Here is an 18,670-nt window from a genome sequence, read left to right as displayed (position 1 = left end):
CGGCCAGTTGAATCTATACCAATAAAAAGAACCCCGAGTTGATAAGACTCGGGGTTATTGTTTTTGGCTTCAGAGTTCTTTTAATCAGTTAAACTGTAAGCAAAGTAATCAAGCTTTAGACAAGCAGTCAGCATCGCTTGCATCAAGTCCTTGCTGCCAAAACGCCACTTCCATGCGTGTCGCCGTTTTAAAGATGTGAATCAAGTTCTGTCCACGTTGGCTATTGATATCAATTTCCGCCAATAGCTGGTCGAAATACTCAGCTCCTGCCGCTACGCCACTTTGGAACTCTTCGCCACCGTATAACTCAATCCAGCTGCGGTATGGATTACCTTCCAAGACTGTTTTAGGGTCTTCCAGCAGTGCTTTGCCAATCACTGCATAACCAATAGAGCATGGTGCCAGTGCTGCGTAGAGATCAACCAAATCGCCCGTCATACCGGCATCCAGCACATAGCGTGTATACGCGACAGTCCCAAAGTCTTCCGGCTCATTTTCTAAGTCCGATTCAGTCAGCCCCCACTGCTCGCAGTAAGTCACGTGATGACCAATTTCAGAATCCAGCAGTGCATGCACACTTGGCAATGCACGACGCATATCCGCCAGCGTATTGGCTTTGTAAATCGCTAACGCATAAGCACGGGCATACTGTTTTAGGAATAGAAAATCTTGCTTCAAGTAGTGAAGAAAACACGGCTGAGGCAGAGTACCTTGAGCCAGCGTTTGCACAAACTCATGTTCGGTATAGTCCTGCCAATCTTGCTGACAAGCTGTGATTAAATCTTGATATTTCATAATGCTCCTTATTCAAACGTCGGTACGTAGTCAGCCGCTTTTGGCAATGATTTGATGATGCCTTTGTCGTACATAAACTGTGCGTAATCATCGTAACGCTTAAGATCGACGGCCGATGGGCGAAGTGCAAAACGCGTTAGAGTGTCGTTCCATGCACGCTGGTTCAGCTCGTTGTTAAGAGTGTCTGGCGAGTAAGCTACAAACTGTTTCCAAGATTCGGTTGGGTGGTTCACGATGTAGGTCGTCGCTTGCTCTAGCGCTTTGTTGAACGCTTTGATCGCCGCTTCATCACGTTTGTTCGCGTTAGCAACAAAGATCAGCTCGTCGTAAGCAGGTACACCGTGCTCTTCTGGGAAGAAGGCTTTTGCTTTGTAGCCTTCCAGAGCCAGTTGGTTGGTTTCGAAGTTGCGAAGGCCGCCCCAAATCGCATCTACTTTGCCTGATGCCAGAGAAGAAGAGAGTGCCCAACCCACATTGATGGTTTGAACGTCGGTAAACGCAACGTTTTCCTGCGCTAGCATAGTGCCGATCGTCGCTTCTTCGTTACCCGCAATAGCAATACCAATCTTCTTACCTTTAAGATCGGCCAGTGAATCATTCTTGCCATTGTCCAGAACCATTAGCGTGTTCAGTGGTGTTGCGATAAGCGTAGAGGCTCGCACTAATGGAAGACCTGCTGCCACATCCATCGTTAGGCTCGGCTGGTATGTAACGGCAAGATCAACGCGCCCTGCGGCAACCAGTTTGGCTGGGGTGCTTGGGTCTGCTGGCTCTTGAATTTCAACTTCTAAGCCCTGCTCTTCAAAGTAACCACGTTCATGAGCAATCACGATAGGCCCATGGTTCGGGTTTACAAACCAATCTAGCATTAGCGTTACTTTAGTTTCATCTGCCATAACATGACCTGAAACCAACGAAGCCATTAGAGCAGCTGCGCTCATAAATTTACTGTTTTTCACGATTAACCTTTCCTTTTGAACTTTCTATTTTTATAGATTTTGTTTAGTTGTGGCTTTCCCAAGGGATCGCCTTTTTTAGTAATTTGTCTGTGACAAAGTAGAGTGAGATAGAGAGCACAGCTAAGATAAATAGCGCAGCAAACATCTCATCAATAATCATTCGTGCGTTAGCTTGTAGCATCAGGTAACCAAGCCCTTCACTTGAACCCACCCACTCACCGACAACCGCACCAATTGGTGCAATCACTACAGCCACACGCACACCTGATGCCAAAGTCGGCAGTGCCGCTGGCAGCTGAATATGACGTAACCTTTGCCATTTGGTGGCGCCCATAGTTTGAGCCAGATCGAGATAACCACGTGGGGTATTGCGTAAACCGTCGTAGCAGCACGTAGTCACTGGGAAGAAAATAATGATCGCCGCCATCACAACCTTCGAAGCGATACCGTAGCCAAGCCACAGCATCAGTACCGGCGCAATTGCAAAGACAGGAACAGCCTGACTTGCGATAAGAATAGGCAGCAACCAACGCTTAAGCGGTTCGAATAACAACATTTGCAGTGCGAAGAACAATCCCATCGATAAGCCAAGTAGCAGCCCCAGCAGGATCTCTTGGGCGGTCACCCATGTGTGCTTCAACAACACGTCATAGCGTTCAAGCAGCTTGTTAAACACTTCCATCGGAGCTGGCAAAATAAAGCTCGGCATTTCAAACACCACAACCACCAACTGCCACAAACCCAGAATAATTGCGGTGCTTATCACGACACGCAGTAACGGGCTCATAGAGCGATCCTTATGGTTCAATACCGATTGAGGCTTGGTTAGCGCTTGGGAACTATGCATAGTCTTGCTCCAACTGCTCTAATATTTTCTGCTGAATGCTCGCGCACTGACCATCTATGGTTCTTGGGGGCAATGTTGTCGGAACTTGCAGTGATTGAGCAGATGCGGGTGAGCCTTGCAGCATGTAAAGGTTGTGTGCCAAGCGCACCGCTTCTTGTGGGTCATGAGTAATCAAGACCACGGTTTTATCTTGCAGCAAGTGAGCCGCTAAGGTTTGCAGTTTGTGCCTTGTTACCGCATCTAACGCGGAGAAAGGCTCATCCATCAATACGATAGGTTTGTCTTGCATAAGCGTTCGCGCTAATGCAACACGTTGACGCATGCCACCAGACAGTTGTTGTGGCATAGCGTGAGCGTAATCAGCAAGCCCAACCGATTTCAGCAAAGACAAAGCTCTTTCGTGGTTGTCTGCATCGCTCGAAGCACCTTCCAAGCTTTGAGTGTCTTTCCCAGCAAAGCGCTGGCTTAGACATACGTTATCAATCACCGATAACCAAGGCAGCAGCAGATCTTGCTGTGCCATGTAGGCAACTTTGCCCTCTAGTGATTGACCATCACTCGTCTTCACAACACCTTGCCACTCAATGTTCTCACCCAATAGACCAGCGAGATAACGTAAAATGGTGGTTTTCCCGCAGCCACTTCTGCCCAATAACACGGTCCATTGAGATGCAGGAATCGATAAGCTCAGGCCTTGTAACGTCGACTGTTGGTTATCGAGATAACGAATGCTGGCGCTGGTGATCTCAACGCCAAAAGATTTAGCGGACATCAGCATGACCTGCGTAGAAGTGATTCACAGGTCCGTGCCCTTGACCGACATTTAACTGATCTGCGTGGGCAATCGCTTCCGAGATATAGCGCTTACCAAGCTCAACGGATTGAGTCAGCTCATTCCCTTGCGCAAGGTAAGAGGCGATAGCAGAAGAAAGCGTGCATCCCGTTCCGTGAGTGTTCTTGGTTGGGAAGCGTTTTGCGCTGATGAGAGCAGTGCTTGTTGGCAAAATCATTAGGTCATTGCTGTTTTCGTCTTGCTCTAAGTGGCCACCTTTCAACAGCACTGCTTTCGCACCCAACGCGCGAAGTTCTTCAACCATATCTTGCATGTCGGCTTCGCTTTCAGGAACAGGTTTCCCAGTCAATGCAGCACCTTCCGGCAAGTTAGGTGTAATGATGTCGGCAAGTGGAATAAGCGTTTCTTTCAAGGTACTGATGGCTGACTGCTCAAGCAACAAGTCGCCACTGGTCGCAACCATTACTGGGTCAATAACCAGATGTTTGGGTTGATACTGCTTAATCTTATCCGCTACAACCTTGATGATGTTTGAATCTGCCAACATGCCGACTTTGACCGCAACGACGTTCAGGTCACTGAATACTGCATCAAGCTGGCTTGCAACATGATCTAATGGAATCGGAAAGATGGCGGAAACACCTTGTGTATTTTGCGACGTGATTGCAGTGATCACTGAACATGCAAAACTACCGGTCGCAGACATGGCTTTGATATCGGCTTGAATACCCGCGCCGCCGCCACTGTCTGAACCCGCAATGGTTAACACAATTGGAGTGCTTGAAGAAATGGACTGAGTGTCGATTTGGGTGCTGGAATGCTGTGTCATGGTCGCTCCTACCATCTAAAAGACGCAGGAGAACTGAACTAAAACCGAGATGGCAGGCACCAGAGATCGAAGGATCGATGGAATGAAAGTCGGTACCGCATAGGTTTTAGTATCAATAGTTCCCTACGCCAGTACTAACTGAATCAGGTTCAACGGGTCTCGAAATTCGATCTCAGCAAATACAACATGGTGTAATTGCCCCCCGACTATTTGCGTCCATACTAACAGCACTCTTGAGAGTGAGGTAATCATTTTGCAGATTATTATTTACTAAAGCGTGAACGAAATCGTTTTTGTGCGCAAATTCGTCAGGTATTTTGCGTTGTTCACTTTTTATCTCTTATCTTTAATCAACACTTCGAGCTCGTCGTTGTGCGCCTCAATTCGGTTTCTACCTCGCCAATAACGGCAAACGACTTTATCTACTCTAGATTTGTTCTCCTTTAACGGCCTTCAAAAACAACCTGATTGAAGTCGATCCAGCCATTAGTAAGAAGATCCATCGCATTCACCTTATGAGAGATTCTCATATCTTGCGCGCATTGAAAAAGAGGAATATAGATCGCTTTTCGAATCAATTCGCGCTCAATTCGCTGATAACCTTGTACACGCTTACTTTCATCAGATTGAGCCAAATTATCAAAGACTTGCTGTTCGAACCAAGTCTTTGATTGCTTATTCAGAGTCGCCGTCACGGTGTTAGTGCACAACAACCATCCGAGCCAGGAACTCTCTTTATGTTCACCAAACACCTCACCAGAAACAATAATATCCGCTCTCGATTGTCGCTCGAGTTGGTCAAATTCAGGGTATGGCAGTACGGTGAGGTTTGAGTTTAAACCATACTGACACAGCAGCTCAGTGATGTTTTCAGCCGCTTCAATATGCCCAGGCAGCTGATAAGTTAACACCTCAAGCGGTACCTGATTCGCGAAAGACAAGTCCACTGCTTTACCAAGTTTTAAGGGTTCAAGGCTTGTCATTCCTGAGGCTCGTCGATAAATCATAGTGTCTCTCACACCATTCATCGGCAAGAATTGCAGCAACTGTTGGATGTATCGACGATGCTTTGCCAACGTCATCCATGCGTTGTTTGCACTGTTTAAACAAGCGTAGATACAGCCCTCTTCCCACTGTTGTACCTGTGTGAATTCATCAGCAATATCCGGGGCAGAGCTGCCATGCACAATATCGCAATGCATTTGAAAATCATTTGCAGATAAGCCCATGTTCCAGATTTCTACGCCATCTAGCCAAGGTCGATAGCCATGATAATGAGGAGACGCAGTCAGTAGCGTTCGATAATCGGTTTGCTCTGCCAATCGAAACGCTCCACTTCCGACTATCGAGCCGTCGCTGTTCAATTTGGAAACGGATAACGCGCCATGCGCCATCAACCTTGGCAGATAGTGAGACAAACGCTTAGAGCGGATTCGTAAGTTGTGCTCGTCGACCACAGAAAACTCATCAATGAGTAAGAACAGACCTCGACTCACCGAGTTTGACGAGATGATCGACTCATAAGCTTTCTTCACATCATATGCGGTAAGTGCAGAGCCGTCCCAGAACTTAAGTGATTTACGCAGTCGAACCTTCAGCGTATCACCTGTATGCACCCAAGTTTGTGCGAGATCCCCCTCCAACTGGCTTGTATCTCTATTGAAGCGCAACAGGTTCGCATAGAGGTAGTCAGCAATGTGCCGTTCAGTACGTCTAGATATTTCACAAGGGATCAAGCTGTGGGTCGCTCGATAAAAAGGGATCATGAGGATGTCTCGATTGCTATCTTGCTGTTGGTATTGACTCACAAACTCGGCAATAAACTGATCACGATCTTTACTTCTTATTAGGTTCAACGCCTGATCAGCTTTTCCCTCATTCATCCAAAACTTAGCCTGTTCGATTAATGTGGTGTGTACCGACTCTTTAAGGAGAAGTTGAGGCAAATTACCTCTGCCAACACCCGATTTCCAATCGATGATCGACTCTTCCACCAGCCTTTTGATGACCAACTGAGCGTTACGACGTGTGCAGTTCAACGCTTTCGTAATGTCATCCAATGAAATCGGTGTCCATCGACCTATCTCAAATCCAAAATCTCGCAAAAATACCAAAGCTAACCAATAGCGCATAAAGGTGAAATCCTAAAATTATATTTCTATTTTTCTTCATCTTTTATTTTCAAATAATAGCCGTGTTACAAAAAATAAAAAGGATATTTAGATGAATACGTTAGCTGAGTCTCATGGCTCTATCTGGAAGAATAGAACCTTCGTTACACTATTTAGCAGTGCTCTGTTTGTTAGCTTTGCAAGCCAAATCTACACACTTGCATTACCGTTGTTAGTGTATGAATTGACCCAGTCCTCTGAGTGGATGGGTTGGATGAGAGCCATGGAGTTTCTGCCCAATCTATTGCTGGCTCTATTTATTGGCGTGTGGGTTGATCGCAGTGATAAAAAGCAGTGGTCGCTGAGCATGTTACTTGGTCAGGCTATAACGGTGTTTATCTCGTTCCTGGCGGTTGAGTTCCTAGCAGAGCCATTATGGGTTCTGTTTCCATGTGCGTTCTTAATGATGGCGTTTAACTACGGCTACCATAATGCGCGTATGTCGATTCAGAAAAGCGCGCTTTCCCATGAAACTCAAAATGTGGCGACAGCTCGAATGAGCTCCTTGGGCAGTTTTATGGAAACCGTTGGGCCAGTTCTTTCAGGGGCTATCATGTTGCTGGCGACCATTCATAACGTCTTCATCGGTGTTGCGCTTTTGATGCTATTGGCTTTTTGGCAGCTCAAAAGGCTCGACGTAAAAACACCCATCAACAGAGACAAACAAAGCACTTTCAGCGCCATAAAAGAGGGGTGGCAAGCACTACGCAATGAGCAGAACATGTGGCTAATTACTCTTGCAGTCATGATCATCAACACAACAGGTGCCGTATTCTGGATTCAGGCTATCTACTATGCCAAAGCAAATTTAGGATTGAATGCGGTGGGAGTCAGTTACCTCATCGTCGCTTCTGGCCTTGGTGGTCTCATTGGTGCATTCAGCGCCGACAAATTACGCAAAAAATGGGGGCTGGGATGGCTTCTCATTATCTCTATCGCACTCGAATCCATCGGGTTTGTTATTCCACTGGCCATGGAGAATCAAACAGCACTTATTGCCGGGTTCTTTTGGGTGTCCGCTGTGGGTTTATATAGCAGCATCTGTATCTGGAGTTACCGCCAAGAAGCCTTTGATGTCAGCGTTCTCGGCCGAGTAAACGGGTTAACAGGCTCGCTATTCAAACTCCTAATGCCATTTGGTCTTGCTGGTTCAGGCTATTTAACATCATTGATTGGTATTGAATGGTTGTTCGTCGGATGCTTTGCCACACAGCTACTAACCGCATTCTGGTTAATGACGACCAGCGTCCGTTCTATCCGTTGATGGTATAATCAAAGGCAAAACGCCCAAAACGAATTTCGCTTTGGGCGTTAAACAGGTACATTGCGCTAATAACTAAGGCTTTTAGTTTTGATCAATTTCTAACTAGACTCACCTTAACTCAATAGAGGCTGATGTTATTAATGAACCTTGAAGACCTCAATCGCACTTCGTAGGTCTGTGGTTTGTTGATTCACAACCTCCGTCGAGCGCGTATTGTCAGACACGCCTTCAACATTAGTAGTTGTCGTATCTCGAATTACCACAATATTCTGCGCGACTTCATTACACACCATACTCTGCTCTTCCACCGCTGCTGCAATCTGTGTGCTGCTGTCCAAGATTTTCTGCATCTCGTCCATCACGGCTTCAATTTGTTGGTATGCCACTTGCGAGGATTCTACGCTCAACGTGCCTTTAGTACGACAACCTTTCATAGTCGACACAACCGCTTGAGTTTGGCTCTGCACTGAAGTGATGATGCTCGAGATCTCTTCTGTTGACGTTTGGGTCCGACTCGCTAGGGTTCTTACTTCGTCTGCAACAACCGCAAAGCCGCGGCCTTGCTCACCGGCACGTGCTGCCTCAATCGCAGCATTCAGTGCTAGCAGATTTGTTTGCTCCGCAATTTCATGGATCACACCGATAACAGAGCTAATTTGAGAAGAGAGTGCTGATAAATGCTCGATCTCACTCTCTGCCGATTCTAACTCATTAGACAGCTCTGTCACCGTCTGCTTGGTCGATTCAATTTCAACTAAGCCCTGCTGCGCAACCGTAAACCCTTTTTGTGTGTTGCTCGCTGCATGCTCTGTCGTAGCTGCAACTTCCTTGATGGTTTCCCCCATCTCAGTGATGGCGGTTGCAACGCTGTCAGTTTCAAGCTGTTGTTGTTGTAACGAAAGTTCTGTTTGATGACTGTTAGATCTAAGCTGCACCGATACCGCTCCTAGGTTCTCGACACTGCTTTGTACCTGAGTAATCAGACTCTCAATACTCACAATCAGCGTATTCGTACCCTTAGCAATATCACCGATTTCATCGTTAGATTCTGTTGCTCGCAACGTTAAATCATGATCGCGTGCCACTTGGCTAGTAATGAGATTTAAATTAGAGATACTGCGTTGAATGCTGTTGATCAAGCCGTAAGACAACAGAACAAGTGTAATAATGACGAAAGAGAGCGAAATCAAAATAAACTGGTTAATCGAAGACTGTGCAGACTCAATCTCTTGCTCAAACTGCCTCTCGACACTTTCGAAAATACGGTAGATATCATTGTAGAGGTAATCAGACCGAGCGATGATGGTTAAGGCTTTGGTTTCGTCCACTCCATAAATCGGCACTAACGACTCAAACCCTTGTTGGTATTGCGTTATTTCTTTCAGCAGCTTTGGCATATCATCCACAACAACCTCAAGTTCAACAAGGTGAGCGAGTAAAGACTGTGAAAGCGCATTGAAACGATCGTACTCCGTTGAAAACAGAGCAGACAAACGAGTATCAGACGAATTCAAAAACTGAAGCTCTATCCTTTTCATCTCTTGTAGTGAAAGCTCTAAATCTTTCACCTCAATCAAGGTTTTTTCTAGTTTTATCAGTTTTAAGTTACTGATTTCAGTGATCAATACGATAACGATAAGCGCACTGCTCGCTAGACCAGTCAGGCCAAAAAGTTTATGTTTTATTTTCATCAAGCAATTCCAAAGCAGCAATACCGACAGAAGCATCTATTATTTATATTCTTCGCTTCTTTAAAGACCACCCGGCCAAACGTTACTACTTTATAAATTTCTTGTTACATTTATTCAACCATTTAAAATATGAATGTGTTTCATTTTTGAGAACAGTGCTAAATAAACGTTTGGATTCTGAATAACTTTTATTTTTTCGAGTTACTACTCAAATTTTTAATTGGGAATATCAGCCATTAAACGGGAAGGGATTTTATCGATTTGAATAAAAAACCACTTGTCGAGTGCAAGTGGTTTAGAGTGTTCAATACCATTTCAACGAGCTTTGTTACTTGTCATCCAATCGACTTTTAAACTCAAAGACTTTTTCTGCACAGACATCTACACAGCGACCGCAACTGATGCAGTTTTGCGACATTATTCGTCTATCCCCTTCTTTCAAAGGTTGGCGAAGTATCTCTGGCTCGGGACATACATAAATACAGTCCATGCATTTATCGCAGTCTTCGCGACGAACTGCTTTTACGCGAATCACACTCTTACGACCAATCACACCGTACATAGCACCCAATGGGCATAAATGACCACACCACCCGTGTTCAACGAGCAGTAAATCGACGATAAACACTAAGACTATGAGAATCCATCCTGCCCCCATACCAAACACTAAGCCTCGATGCAGGGTCGCCACTGGATCAAGCCACGCCCATAAAACCGTGCCAGTGACTGCGCTGCCCACCAGCAACACACCGATTAACCAGTAACGGATTTGCGGTGACCAACGGTAACTCGCTTTCAAGCCCATTTTTCTGCGAAGCCAAGCAGCGGCATCGGTAACAATGTTCATTGGGCAAACCCAGCCACAAAAGAGGCGCGGCGCTGCGATCAAGTAGAAAGCAATCACTATCCCCGCCCCCGTCAGAACCGTGAGTTCAGGGATATGACCCGCTGCTATGGTTTGCATCACAATCAAGGGGTCGCTTAAAGGCACGGTGCCTAAAAGCAGGCTTGATGATAGGTTACCTTGCAGGATCCCCCACGTTGGACCAGCGATAAAACAGATCATAACCGCAATTTGACATAACCGTCTGAGAACAAGAAACCGATGTGCTCGCCACCAGCCTAAAGTCTCGATCGCTTCTTTACCTGCATTCTTTGCTAGATTCTTAGCCATTATGATTCCCCTTCTTCAAGGAGTTTAGAGACTCAAGTGCATCAGTGGGAATCACATCTTCAACCGGCGCGTTGTTGAGATCTCTATCGACCTCTTCCCAGCCTAACTGGTAATGTTCACCTAACTTACCCATAGCTAAGTTGGTCGGAATCACCTTAATTGCAGATACGTCGAGGACACAAGCCTGCTCACACTTACCACAGCCAGTACAAGCATCAGAATGCACGGTCGGTATCAACTTCGCATGGTATCCGGTTCGATCATTGCGGACGTGCTCTAATGTGATCGCTTTGTCGATTAGCGGACATACTCGATAACACACATCGCAACGCAAACCACGCCAGTTAAGGCAGTTCTCATGGTCGATCAATACCGCCGTACCCATTCGCGCATCATCGATATCTTTAAGTAGTGGGTCCAATGCACCGGTTGGGCATTCCACCACACAAGGGATGTCTTCACACATCTCGCAAGGAATATCTCGAGCATTAAAATAGGGAGTCCCAGAATGGAGTGGCGAAAGCAGTGTTGCCAATTTTAACGTGTCGTAGGGACAAGCTTGAACACACAAACCACACCTCACACAGGCCGATTCAAACGCTTCGCCCTCTAATGCGCCTGGCGGTCTCACTGGAAGACCGGTTGTATCTCGCGCTTTGCTTTGCATGGATTGCAACCCAAGTACAGTTGCCGCTGCGCCGACACCTGCCGCGGTTCTTGCGGTGTCACGCAGAAAGCGGCGACGACCTTCAGAGAATTTTGGTTTCGATGACTTCATATACCACCCACTACGTACAAAGGTGTAGCAACCTTGCTCGTTATTGTTTGTTATCCATAGACTCACCTTACGAGCCTTTTCAGTAAAAAGCCCATAGTCTGTAGTCTTTGGTAATTGGGTTATCTATAAAGGATGGTATGAAAAAGCCATTGACTCAAATCAATGGTTCACAATTAATACACAAAAGTAGTAGGGATATTTGTCAGCATGATCACATAGTTAACGACAGGTTGAGGAAAAATAATTTCTACGCCTCAACCAATATGCACTAAAGTTTATAAAGGGAATGATTTTATTAGATGGGAGCGCTAAATGGTATCTCGGAGACGTTTGCTACAATTTTTTTCAATTGTATTAGCCGTTGCTATTTTGTACTGCATTCCAATCTACAATAAACAGAAGCCGGAGTTATATACAATAACCGTGGCCGTTTCTGAGACCCCACTAAGCGCTCCATTTTTTGTCGCACAACAACAAGGTTTTTTCAGAGATAACGGACTAGATGTAAAAATAGTCCCTTGTTTTGGTGGGGTTAAATGTGCTGATCTACTGAAAAACAAATCGATAGATTATGCTACTGCTTCTGAAACCGTCGCTCTATTCCAGTACGACAAAAACAGCAATGTAGAGATTGTATCAAGTTTTGTTAAATCTTATAACGACATGAAACTCCTGACACTTGAACCTGTTGGATTAAGAGAAATAAAAGATCTATCCAACAAAAAAGTGGGAATAGTAAAAGGTAGCGCTAGTGAGTTTTATTTTGATCTACAGTTGATATCGCAGTCATTGCAAGAGATTCCTGTTGAACGGGTTTATTTGGAACCGAATCATGTAATACCTGCTCTTTTGTCCTATCAAGTAGATGCAGTTTCAATTTGGGAACCTTATGGATTTTTGTCTAAAGTGAAGTCTACCGTGCCCGTAAACAATATAGGGGTGAGTAACATTCATCAGCTATCTTTTAATCTAATCAGAAAGAAGAAGGAAATCTACGATTTAGATAAAGAAGTGGTGTTGCTACATTCATTATCAAACGCTATAGACTGGATGAACGATAACAAAGAACCCGCTATTTTGCTAGTTTCTAAGAAATTAGAGGTCAACATCGAACAAATAAGATGGGGATGGGACGATTACCTATTTTCACTAACGAATGATATTTCACTGATTTCAAACATTCAAGCTCAATATAGATGGTCGATTATAAATAAAAAGTTGAATAGTAAAAATCTAGATGTCAGAAATATTATCACGAGAACAAGTTATGATATTTATCAAAAAAAGGTTTATGAATGATGAAAAAATCACTTCTTGTTAAAATGCTAATTTTTTGCAGTCTGAATATTTTATTAATATGTAACCTAGCTGTAGTTTTGGGTTATCAATATAAAACCAATAATGAAAATAACCTTAACCATTTATTAATCATAGAACTTCAGTTGGATGTAGACCTTTTAAGGTTATACCTTCAAAATTATGCCTACTACCAAGACGCTAGTAGTTTAAATGAACTGTTAGAGTTACAGGAAAGATTGAGCGTATCATGGAATCAAAAGGATAAGTTTGTATCAAATAACCTCCACGATAGACTAGATCAATTAGAAGATTTACTTAGCAACGAAGTTAGCTTCAATAAAGAAAAACGAATAAAACTAGAAAAAAGAGAACTAGTCGAGAGAGATAGCATAATAAAATCTAGGATGAATATTCTAGTTCAAGAGATGCAGCAGTTTTTAAACCAATCACATAAAAAATTGATCAAAAAGGAAAAGTCGCAACTGGTCAGCATTATGAAGTACTACACCCCCGCTTTGATAGTACTTTCGATAACATCAGTCATTGTTGCTTTCTTGCTTCTCAAGAGCTTCATCAAAGGCTCCAAATCTTTAAATCTGGGCTTTAAACACTTAAGAGATGGAACACTGGATTACAGCATAGATAAAAGTGGATTAGACAAAGAATTCCAAGAAATATGCAATGAATTTAATGAGATGACAAGATTACTGCATCAGAATGTCGTCAGCAAGCAATCAATGCGTTTGGAAATAGAATCGCAAACAAAATTACTCAAACAACAAAAAAGAAGACTTCAATTACTGGCAGAAAAAGACCCTTTGACAGGCGCTTTAAACAGGCGGGTATTGGAGCGTGAGCTTGTTAAGTCGATGGACAAAAGTGATCGCACAGGGTTAAACCTAGCCGTGGTTTTCATTGATTTAGATAGATTTAAAGAAGTTAACGATACTTATGGGCATGATGCTGGCGATATAATCCTACAAGAGGTATCGAAAAGGCTGATTGAAAGCACAAGAAAAACAGATATTATTAGCCGTTTTGGAGGGGATGAATTTGTTGTTGTATTGGATTTGCTTACATGTGAAGAGAAGACAACTAAAATAGTATACAAAATTCTTTCGGAAATTTGTAAGCCAATTGAATATGATGGAAACCAGTTATCGGTAGGTGCGAGTATTGGCGTTGCTTTCTACCCCAAAGATGGAAGAGATGTGTTGAAGCTTGCTGATAAAGCGATGTATGAAGCAAAATTAAGCGAGCAGTCTAAAGTCGTTTTATATAAAGACGATGAATTAGGTTACAATCAGGCAATTTAAAACAAGAATGCCCGTCTACTTCTCTGACTGGCACTCTTTTTTATCGCTTAATTGTAAACGGTTTGGTGTCTCAAATTATTTGAGTTACATCTCGGAAATAATCCAGCTAAGTCAAATCAATCTCTAAACGACACAGCCGAATAGCCTCTGTTCGACAAGCGTTTGAGGACAAAATAACTCATACTGAACCCACACCCTGCTATGAACAATGTAATCACGATACTCGCACCACTTGGCAAGTCAAAATGAGCAGATGCAGCAATGCCTGAAAGAATACCGACAGCGCCAATTAATGTGCTAGCGATAAAGAACTTAGCGCCTTTTAAAGCCGCCGCACACAAGGCAGGTATAACCAACAGCGCAAACTCTAAGTAAATACCGGTAAGCTTGACTGTAATCGGCATTAAGATAGCAAATATTAGATAGAAACCACTGCCTTCCATAAACTGGGGTTTCCACCAAATGAGCAGCACTATGGCTATGGTCATTAACGCTAAAGGAACGACGTCATCCCAAGTAGCCCACAATAACTGCCCATTTAGGATGCCTTGAATGAAATCGGCACCGTGCGGATCTTTACTCACAAGCAAAATGGCAAGTGAGGCCGAAACCACAAACAAGCTGCCGATCATGGGTTCTAGATGTTCTTGATAACGCTTTTCCATCAGGGCGATAGATCCGCAAAGTATCAAAGACATGAGCCACGGACCAAGCATTTCACCAACAAACGACCCGGATAGAAACGCATATTGGTTGAGCCAATAGTGACTCAGAGCAGCACCTAATGCAGCGACTTGTGCAACAGCGAGATCAATAAAAATAATCTGTCTTTTTAGCACTTGTTGACCAAGTACCACATTGCCAACCAATGCAATCAACCCACACAATACGGCTGGTAGTAGCCAGTTGTAATCTGCCATCATTTGTCTGCTGCCTAACTGTTAATTTATCTATTTCGCCACTAACTTGTCGAGTAGTTGATCGATCACTTTGTCGATCAGCTCGTCAAGGCTTTGGCCTTTTTCGACGCTCAAAGGTAACTCAATCACTGGTTTACCTGTGTGCTGGTGCAGCCAATTTGCCGGACGCTTATCTTGGTGCGAAGAATAAACAATAGCATCAAACGAATCAGCATCCAGTTTAGTCAGAGATTGCAGATGCGAAGTAGTTGGCGAGATCCCTGGTTTAGGCTCGAGATCGCCCACTTGCTTCATACCTAACCAATCGTATAGATAACGATAGGTTGCGTGATAACCGACCACATGCTTGCCTTCTAACGGCGCCGCTTTTTCACTCCATTCTTCTAGCTTTTTACGCCATTCTAAACGGAATCGCATACCATTGACTTGATATTGTTGCGCGTTGTCAGGGTCGATGCTTTGCAGCCGCTTAGTGACCTCACGAGACAGTGGGATCATATCGGTTACCGCAAATTGAACATGCGGATTACCATGAGCGTGAATGTCACCCATACTACGGTCAACGTGGTTATGCGTATCGAGCATGCGAACGTAATCGGCAGCATAGATCATCGTTGGTTCACCGTTTTGCACTGCGCGGTTACTGCTACGTGTCTGCAACATGGGCAACCAACCCACTTCAAGCTCAGCACCAGAACACATTGCCATATCGGCTTGACGCATTTTGGCAATAAGCGAAGGGCGAGCTTGCACATAATGCGGATCTTGCTTAGCAGTTGTGGCAGAGTAGATCGTCGCTTCTGGAGCGTGACTATATATGAAAGCTTGCCACTCTGGTTCGCAAACGAAAATATTGAGTGCGAAAACATTAGACGAAAAAATGGCAGCTCCTGCTGCCATTAACGCCTTACCTTTTAAAGACCAAGACTGATTAGAATGCATGTGCGCCGTGAGCTCCGAATGTCATGTTGTACTGTAGAGTGAACACGTTGTCAGTGCCTTGAGATCGCCCATCCTTGATGCCTTCAACACGTGAGTATTGTGCGCGAATCGTACCAAAGTGAGATGAATCCCAAGCGATCATTAGGTCAACTTCACGCTCTTGCGTATCGTGGAAACCAATATCAGGTCCGTGGTTATGAGTAGTGCCATGATGGTGATGCTCATGACCGTAGTAGCTGCCCGCTTCGCCATAACGGATACCTGCTGACCAGCTTGGATTAAAGCGGTAAACACCAGACACATAATAAGCATGCAGATTATCAGCAGCGTCATGGTACTGCTCGTCTGCAAGAGCATCCAGAATCATGTATTCCGTCGCGAGTGTGAAGTTATTGTACTTGTAGTTACCGTCTGGCGCCCACTTCCATACAAAATCTGCTCCATAAAGGTTTTTACCTGTTACTGCGGCACCATGACTGTGATCATGGTCGTGCTCATCACCGTGCGCATGATGGTCGTCAGCGAAATCATGCTTCATACCATTTCTGTTGTGTAGGTAACTTAGGCCGAACTGCCAGCTTGATGAATCAGAGATATCGTCACCGATTTTGAATGTCGTCGTGAACACACCAACATCAGATCCATCACCATCTGCTTGCATTTTTTCGCCAGTCAGAGCTTCAGCACCAAATTTCACATACATATCTGTTGGTAGAATTAAGTTTGCTTGAACACCGTCATCGTAGTAGTGAGAACCCAAAAAAGTACGGTAAGCCGCTGGGCGTTCAACAAAACTGTCTGTATGTAGGTGTTGGTTATTTAGGTAACCAAAATCTGACAGGAAACGACCCGCACGCAAGCTAAGGCCATAAGGCATCGCAGTTGTTTGAACAAAAGCTTCTTCAAGCAGTAGCTCGGTGTGATCGCCGTGGCTTTCGATTACAGTCGTTAGGTTACCGTAAAACTTGTCATCGATGTTGGCAGACATGTTTAACTCTGTGTGACCAAGGCCAAAACCTTCACCACGCTCAGAATTATTACGTTGGCCGTCTTGGTAATACCCGTCTAGTACGATACCGATCTCTGGATTAGACAACGTGTTCGCAAATGCTGAAGACGCTAATAAGCTGCCAACAATCAAAGAGCAAATTTTCAATTTCACAGGTTTGATTCCTCTAATTTAATACATTTGTACAAGATTGCGGGCAATACTAATTGCAATGTTATAACATAACAATACTATTTATCTTTGTAATTGTTTCAATTTGTAAAAATATCAAGTTTGAGTTTTGATACGTTGATATCTACACAAATTTATACAAGATTGATTGCTATTAATTGAGCTCTGTACAAGACGAATTAAATTGGTGCGTCTGGCCCTTGGTTCTTCATGATGAATAGCGGCAATATTTTGTTGCTACGAGATACCCTAGGCCAAGCCGATATCAGTGTGACAATTCTCACTTCGCGCCTGATCACCTATCTGAAGCAATTCTCCATAACCCTCTTTCAAATCTGTAACCTGCCGCCACAAATTTTTTTAGTCGGCTGTCGCCACTCACCAAATTTCAGGTAAAAAAAAAGGTTCATCGCGGCTTTCCGGGGAAAGCCGCTTTTATCTTCAAGAAGAAGTAGTCAGTATCTCGATAACCATATCCCATTCGCTTAATTAGCTTTATCTTGTTGTTTATCCCTTCAAGCGTGCAGGTATTTAACGGATAACTTGCCGATGCGATAACCCCGTGAAGATATGGTCTGAGTTTTCGTGCGAACTCTTTTAATGGCTTAATCCCACTCTCTTGCACTTGTTCCCACCACGCGTCCCAGAGCCCCTTAGCGTGCCCTTCTGATTCACAATACCAAAGCTCTTTGAGTTGTGCTCCGAGTATATAAGTGGTCATTAAGTCCTTATTGATATTCAATATTTCACTAAGATAGCTTTCTTGGCGTGTATTTAAGTTGCCTCTATTTTTCAGCAGTACCCAGCGTGAACGCTTCACCCATTGCCTCGCTTTTTTGTCTTGCTTAAGTTTGTTAGCTTGGTCGACTCTAACTCTATCCATCACCTCGCGACCGAACTTAGCGACAACATGGAATAAGTCGTAAACGATTTTTGCGTTCGGACAGTGCGCTTGAACTTCAAGATCGAAAGCCGTATTCATGTCCATCGCGACGGCTTCGATATTTATCCCATGCTCGCCTAATTGCGCGAAGAACGGTCGTATGTCTTTGCGGCTACGACCTAATCCTATCCAAATGACTTGGTGAGTTTTAGCATCAGCGATGACCGTGGCATATCGATGTCCTTTAAAGATGGCGAACTCGTCCATGACGAGTTGCCTTAGATCTTCCCATTTTATTGACGGTACAACTTGTCTAAGCCGGCGTTTATCTATCTCTTTAATTGTGTGCCAATGAACGCTCGTTAACTGGGAGATATGCTTAATAGGGAGAAGAGGTAATAGTTGTTCTATATAGCTTTTTAGGCGCTTCGTTATGCGAGCATAAGGCTCTAACCAAGATAGAGACTCTGTTTTTATGCCGCAGTCGCGACACTTAATCCTTCGAGTTTGAACGGAAAGTTCAACTGGAACACCGAGTAACATGGCATCCTTTACATGACGCCATTGATACTCATGGATAGCTTCGGCTTCAAGACCACAGAGGCATTTAGCTTCAGAGTTAGGTTTAAGAGTAAGGGTAATAAGTGTTGCTGTCTGGTGAGACTTTACTATTTGAAAGCCTTCCCAGAATGAAGATAGGAAAGTATGATTCGGCATGGAAACGGTAGTTTGTGTATGATTTTTGTTTGGCGACTAAACCATATCACTTACTACCGTTTTTGTTTTAAGTTCCCGCTAATCCGCGATGAACCAAAAAAAAGCCACTCCA

16 protein-coding genes, 1 pseudogene and 1 riboswitch are annotated in these 18,670 nt (G+C 44.1%); of the genes and pseudogenes, 4 read left to right on the top strand and 13 right to left on the bottom strand.

The window, feature by feature from the left end:
• Positions 1-108: 108 nt before the first annotated feature.
• From tenA to AC6I7V_RS18745, 6 genes are all read right to left on the bottom strand, one after another.
• Positions 109-795, bottom strand: coding sequence for a thiaminase II (gene tenA, locus AC6I7V_RS18770; protein ID WP_498011875.1), 687 nt, complete (start codon positions 793-795; stop codon positions 109-111).
• 8 nt (positions 796-803) lie between these two features.
• Entirely contained in the window at positions 804-1,736 is a 933-nt protein-coding gene (locus tag AC6I7V_RS18765) for an ABC transporter substrate-binding protein (protein WP_419723813.1), read from the bottom strand.
• Positions 1,737-1,797: 61 nt separating this feature from the next.
• Positions 1,798-2,541: an ABC transporter permease gene (locus AC6I7V_RS18760; RefSeq protein ID WP_372066390.1), complete on the bottom strand. Its 744-nt coding sequence runs from the start codon at positions 2,539-2,541 to the stop codon at positions 1,798-1,800.
• A 52-nt stretch (positions 2,542-2,593) separates the two neighbouring features.
• The gene (locus AC6I7V_RS18755) at positions 2,594-3,373 is read right to left on the bottom strand and encodes an ABC transporter ATP-binding protein (protein ID WP_498011874.1); all 780 of its coding nucleotides are present in this window, start codon (positions 3,371-3,373) and stop codon (positions 2,594-2,596) included.
• A complete protein-coding gene (gene thiD / locus AC6I7V_RS18750) occupies positions 3,363-4,223 on the bottom strand; it encodes a bifunctional hydroxymethylpyrimidine kinase/phosphomethylpyrimidine kinase (RefSeq protein ID WP_498011873.1) in 861 nt (286 codons plus the stop codon). Before thiD ends, AC6I7V_RS18755 begins: the two co-directional genes overlap by 11 nt.
• Before the next feature lie 103 nt (positions 4,224-4,326).
• Positions 4,327-4,438: riboswitch (TPP riboswitch) on the bottom strand.
• 228 nt (positions 4,439-4,666) lie between these two features.
• Positions 4,667-6,355, bottom strand: coding sequence for an ABC transporter substrate-binding protein (locus AC6I7V_RS18745; protein ID WP_498011872.1), 1,689 nt, complete (start codon positions 6,353-6,355; stop codon positions 4,667-4,669).
• Between the two features lie 91 nt (positions 6,356-6,446).
• On the opposite strand from AC6I7V_RS18745, the gene AC6I7V_RS18740 reads away from it, so the two are divergent.
• Positions 6,447-7,658, top strand: a complete 1,212-nt coding sequence (locus tag AC6I7V_RS18740) for an MFS transporter (protein ID WP_498011871.1) — start codon at positions 6,447-6,449, stop codon at positions 7,656-7,658.
• A gap of 137 nt (positions 7,659-7,795) precedes the next feature.
• Here AC6I7V_RS18740 and AC6I7V_RS18735 read toward each other — a convergent pair whose 3' ends face one another.
• The 3 genes from AC6I7V_RS18735 to napG all read right to left on the bottom strand — a co-directional run bounded on the left by AC6I7V_RS18735 (position 7,796) and on the right by napG (position 11,301).
• Complete coding sequence (locus tag AC6I7V_RS18735) at positions 7,796-9,349, bottom strand: methyl-accepting chemotaxis protein (RefSeq protein ID WP_498011870.1); 1,554 nt, start codon at positions 9,347-9,349, stop codon at positions 7,796-7,798.
• 328 nt (positions 9,350-9,677) lie between these two features.
• Positions 9,678-10,523, bottom strand: a complete 846-nt coding sequence (gene napH / locus AC6I7V_RS18730) for a quinol dehydrogenase ferredoxin subunit NapH (protein WP_498011869.1) — start codon at positions 10,521-10,523, stop codon at positions 9,678-9,680.
• Positions 10,516-11,301 (bottom strand): ferredoxin-type protein NapG, encoded by a 786-nt coding sequence (napG, locus tag AC6I7V_RS18725; protein ID WP_498011868.1) that lies wholly within the window; start codon positions 11,299-11,301, stop codon positions 10,516-10,518. Before napG ends, napH begins: the two co-directional genes overlap by 8 nt.
• A gap of 330 nt (positions 11,302-11,631) precedes the next feature.
• On the opposite strand from napG, the gene AC6I7V_RS18720 reads away from it, so the two are divergent.
• Positions 11,632-12,600, top strand: coding sequence for an ABC transporter substrate-binding protein (locus AC6I7V_RS18720; protein ID WP_498011867.1), 969 nt, complete (start codon positions 11,632-11,634; stop codon positions 12,598-12,600).
• The gene (locus AC6I7V_RS18715) at positions 12,597-13,916 is read left to right on the top strand and encodes a diguanylate cyclase (protein WP_498011866.1); all 1,320 of its coding nucleotides are present in this window, start codon (positions 12,597-12,599) and stop codon (positions 13,914-13,916) included. Before AC6I7V_RS18720 ends, AC6I7V_RS18715 begins: the two co-directional genes overlap by 4 nt.
• A gap of 116 nt (positions 13,917-14,032) precedes the next feature.
• Here AC6I7V_RS18715 and AC6I7V_RS18710 read toward each other — a convergent pair whose 3' ends face one another.
• From AC6I7V_RS18710 to AC6I7V_RS18700, 3 genes are read right to left on the bottom strand one after another with little or no spacing between them, the layout of a single operon-like run.
• On the bottom strand, positions 14,033-14,836 hold the full coding sequence (locus AC6I7V_RS18710) for a metal ABC transporter permease (protein ID WP_498012375.1): 804 nt from the start codon (positions 14,834-14,836) through the stop codon (positions 14,033-14,035).
• Positions 14,837-14,866: 30 nt separating this feature from the next.
• Positions 14,867-15,778, bottom strand: a complete 912-nt coding sequence (locus AC6I7V_RS18705; RefSeq protein ID WP_498011865.1) for a metal ABC transporter solute-binding protein, Zn/Mn family — start codon at positions 15,776-15,778, stop codon at positions 14,867-14,869.
• Positions 15,768-16,940 carry a hypothetical protein gene (locus AC6I7V_RS18700; protein ID WP_498011864.1) on the bottom strand — a complete coding sequence of 391 codons (1,173 nt, stop codon included), beginning with the start codon at positions 16,938-16,940 and terminating at the stop codon, positions 15,768-15,770. Before AC6I7V_RS18700 ends, AC6I7V_RS18705 begins: the two co-directional genes overlap by 11 nt.
• Before the next feature lie 225 nt (positions 16,941-17,165).
• Between AC6I7V_RS18700 and AC6I7V_RS18695 the strand changes: the two are divergent.
• Positions 17,166-17,299: pseudogene (locus AC6I7V_RS18695) on the top strand (site-specific integrase); the annotation flags it as partial.
• 65 nt (positions 17,300-17,364) lie between these two features.
• Here AC6I7V_RS18695 and AC6I7V_RS18690 read toward each other — a convergent pair.
• The gene (locus tag AC6I7V_RS18690) at positions 17,365-18,558 is read right to left on the bottom strand and encodes an ISL3 family transposase (protein WP_498011863.1); all 1,194 of its coding nucleotides are present in this window, start codon (positions 18,556-18,558) and stop codon (positions 17,365-17,367) included.
• Positions 18,559-18,670 lie beyond the last annotated feature (112 nt).

The organism is Vibrio sp. KUL70 (assembly GCF_059725515.1).
The sequence above is the reverse complement of the archived record's forward strand: the minus strand, read 5'-3'. Positions and strand labels throughout refer to the sequence as shown.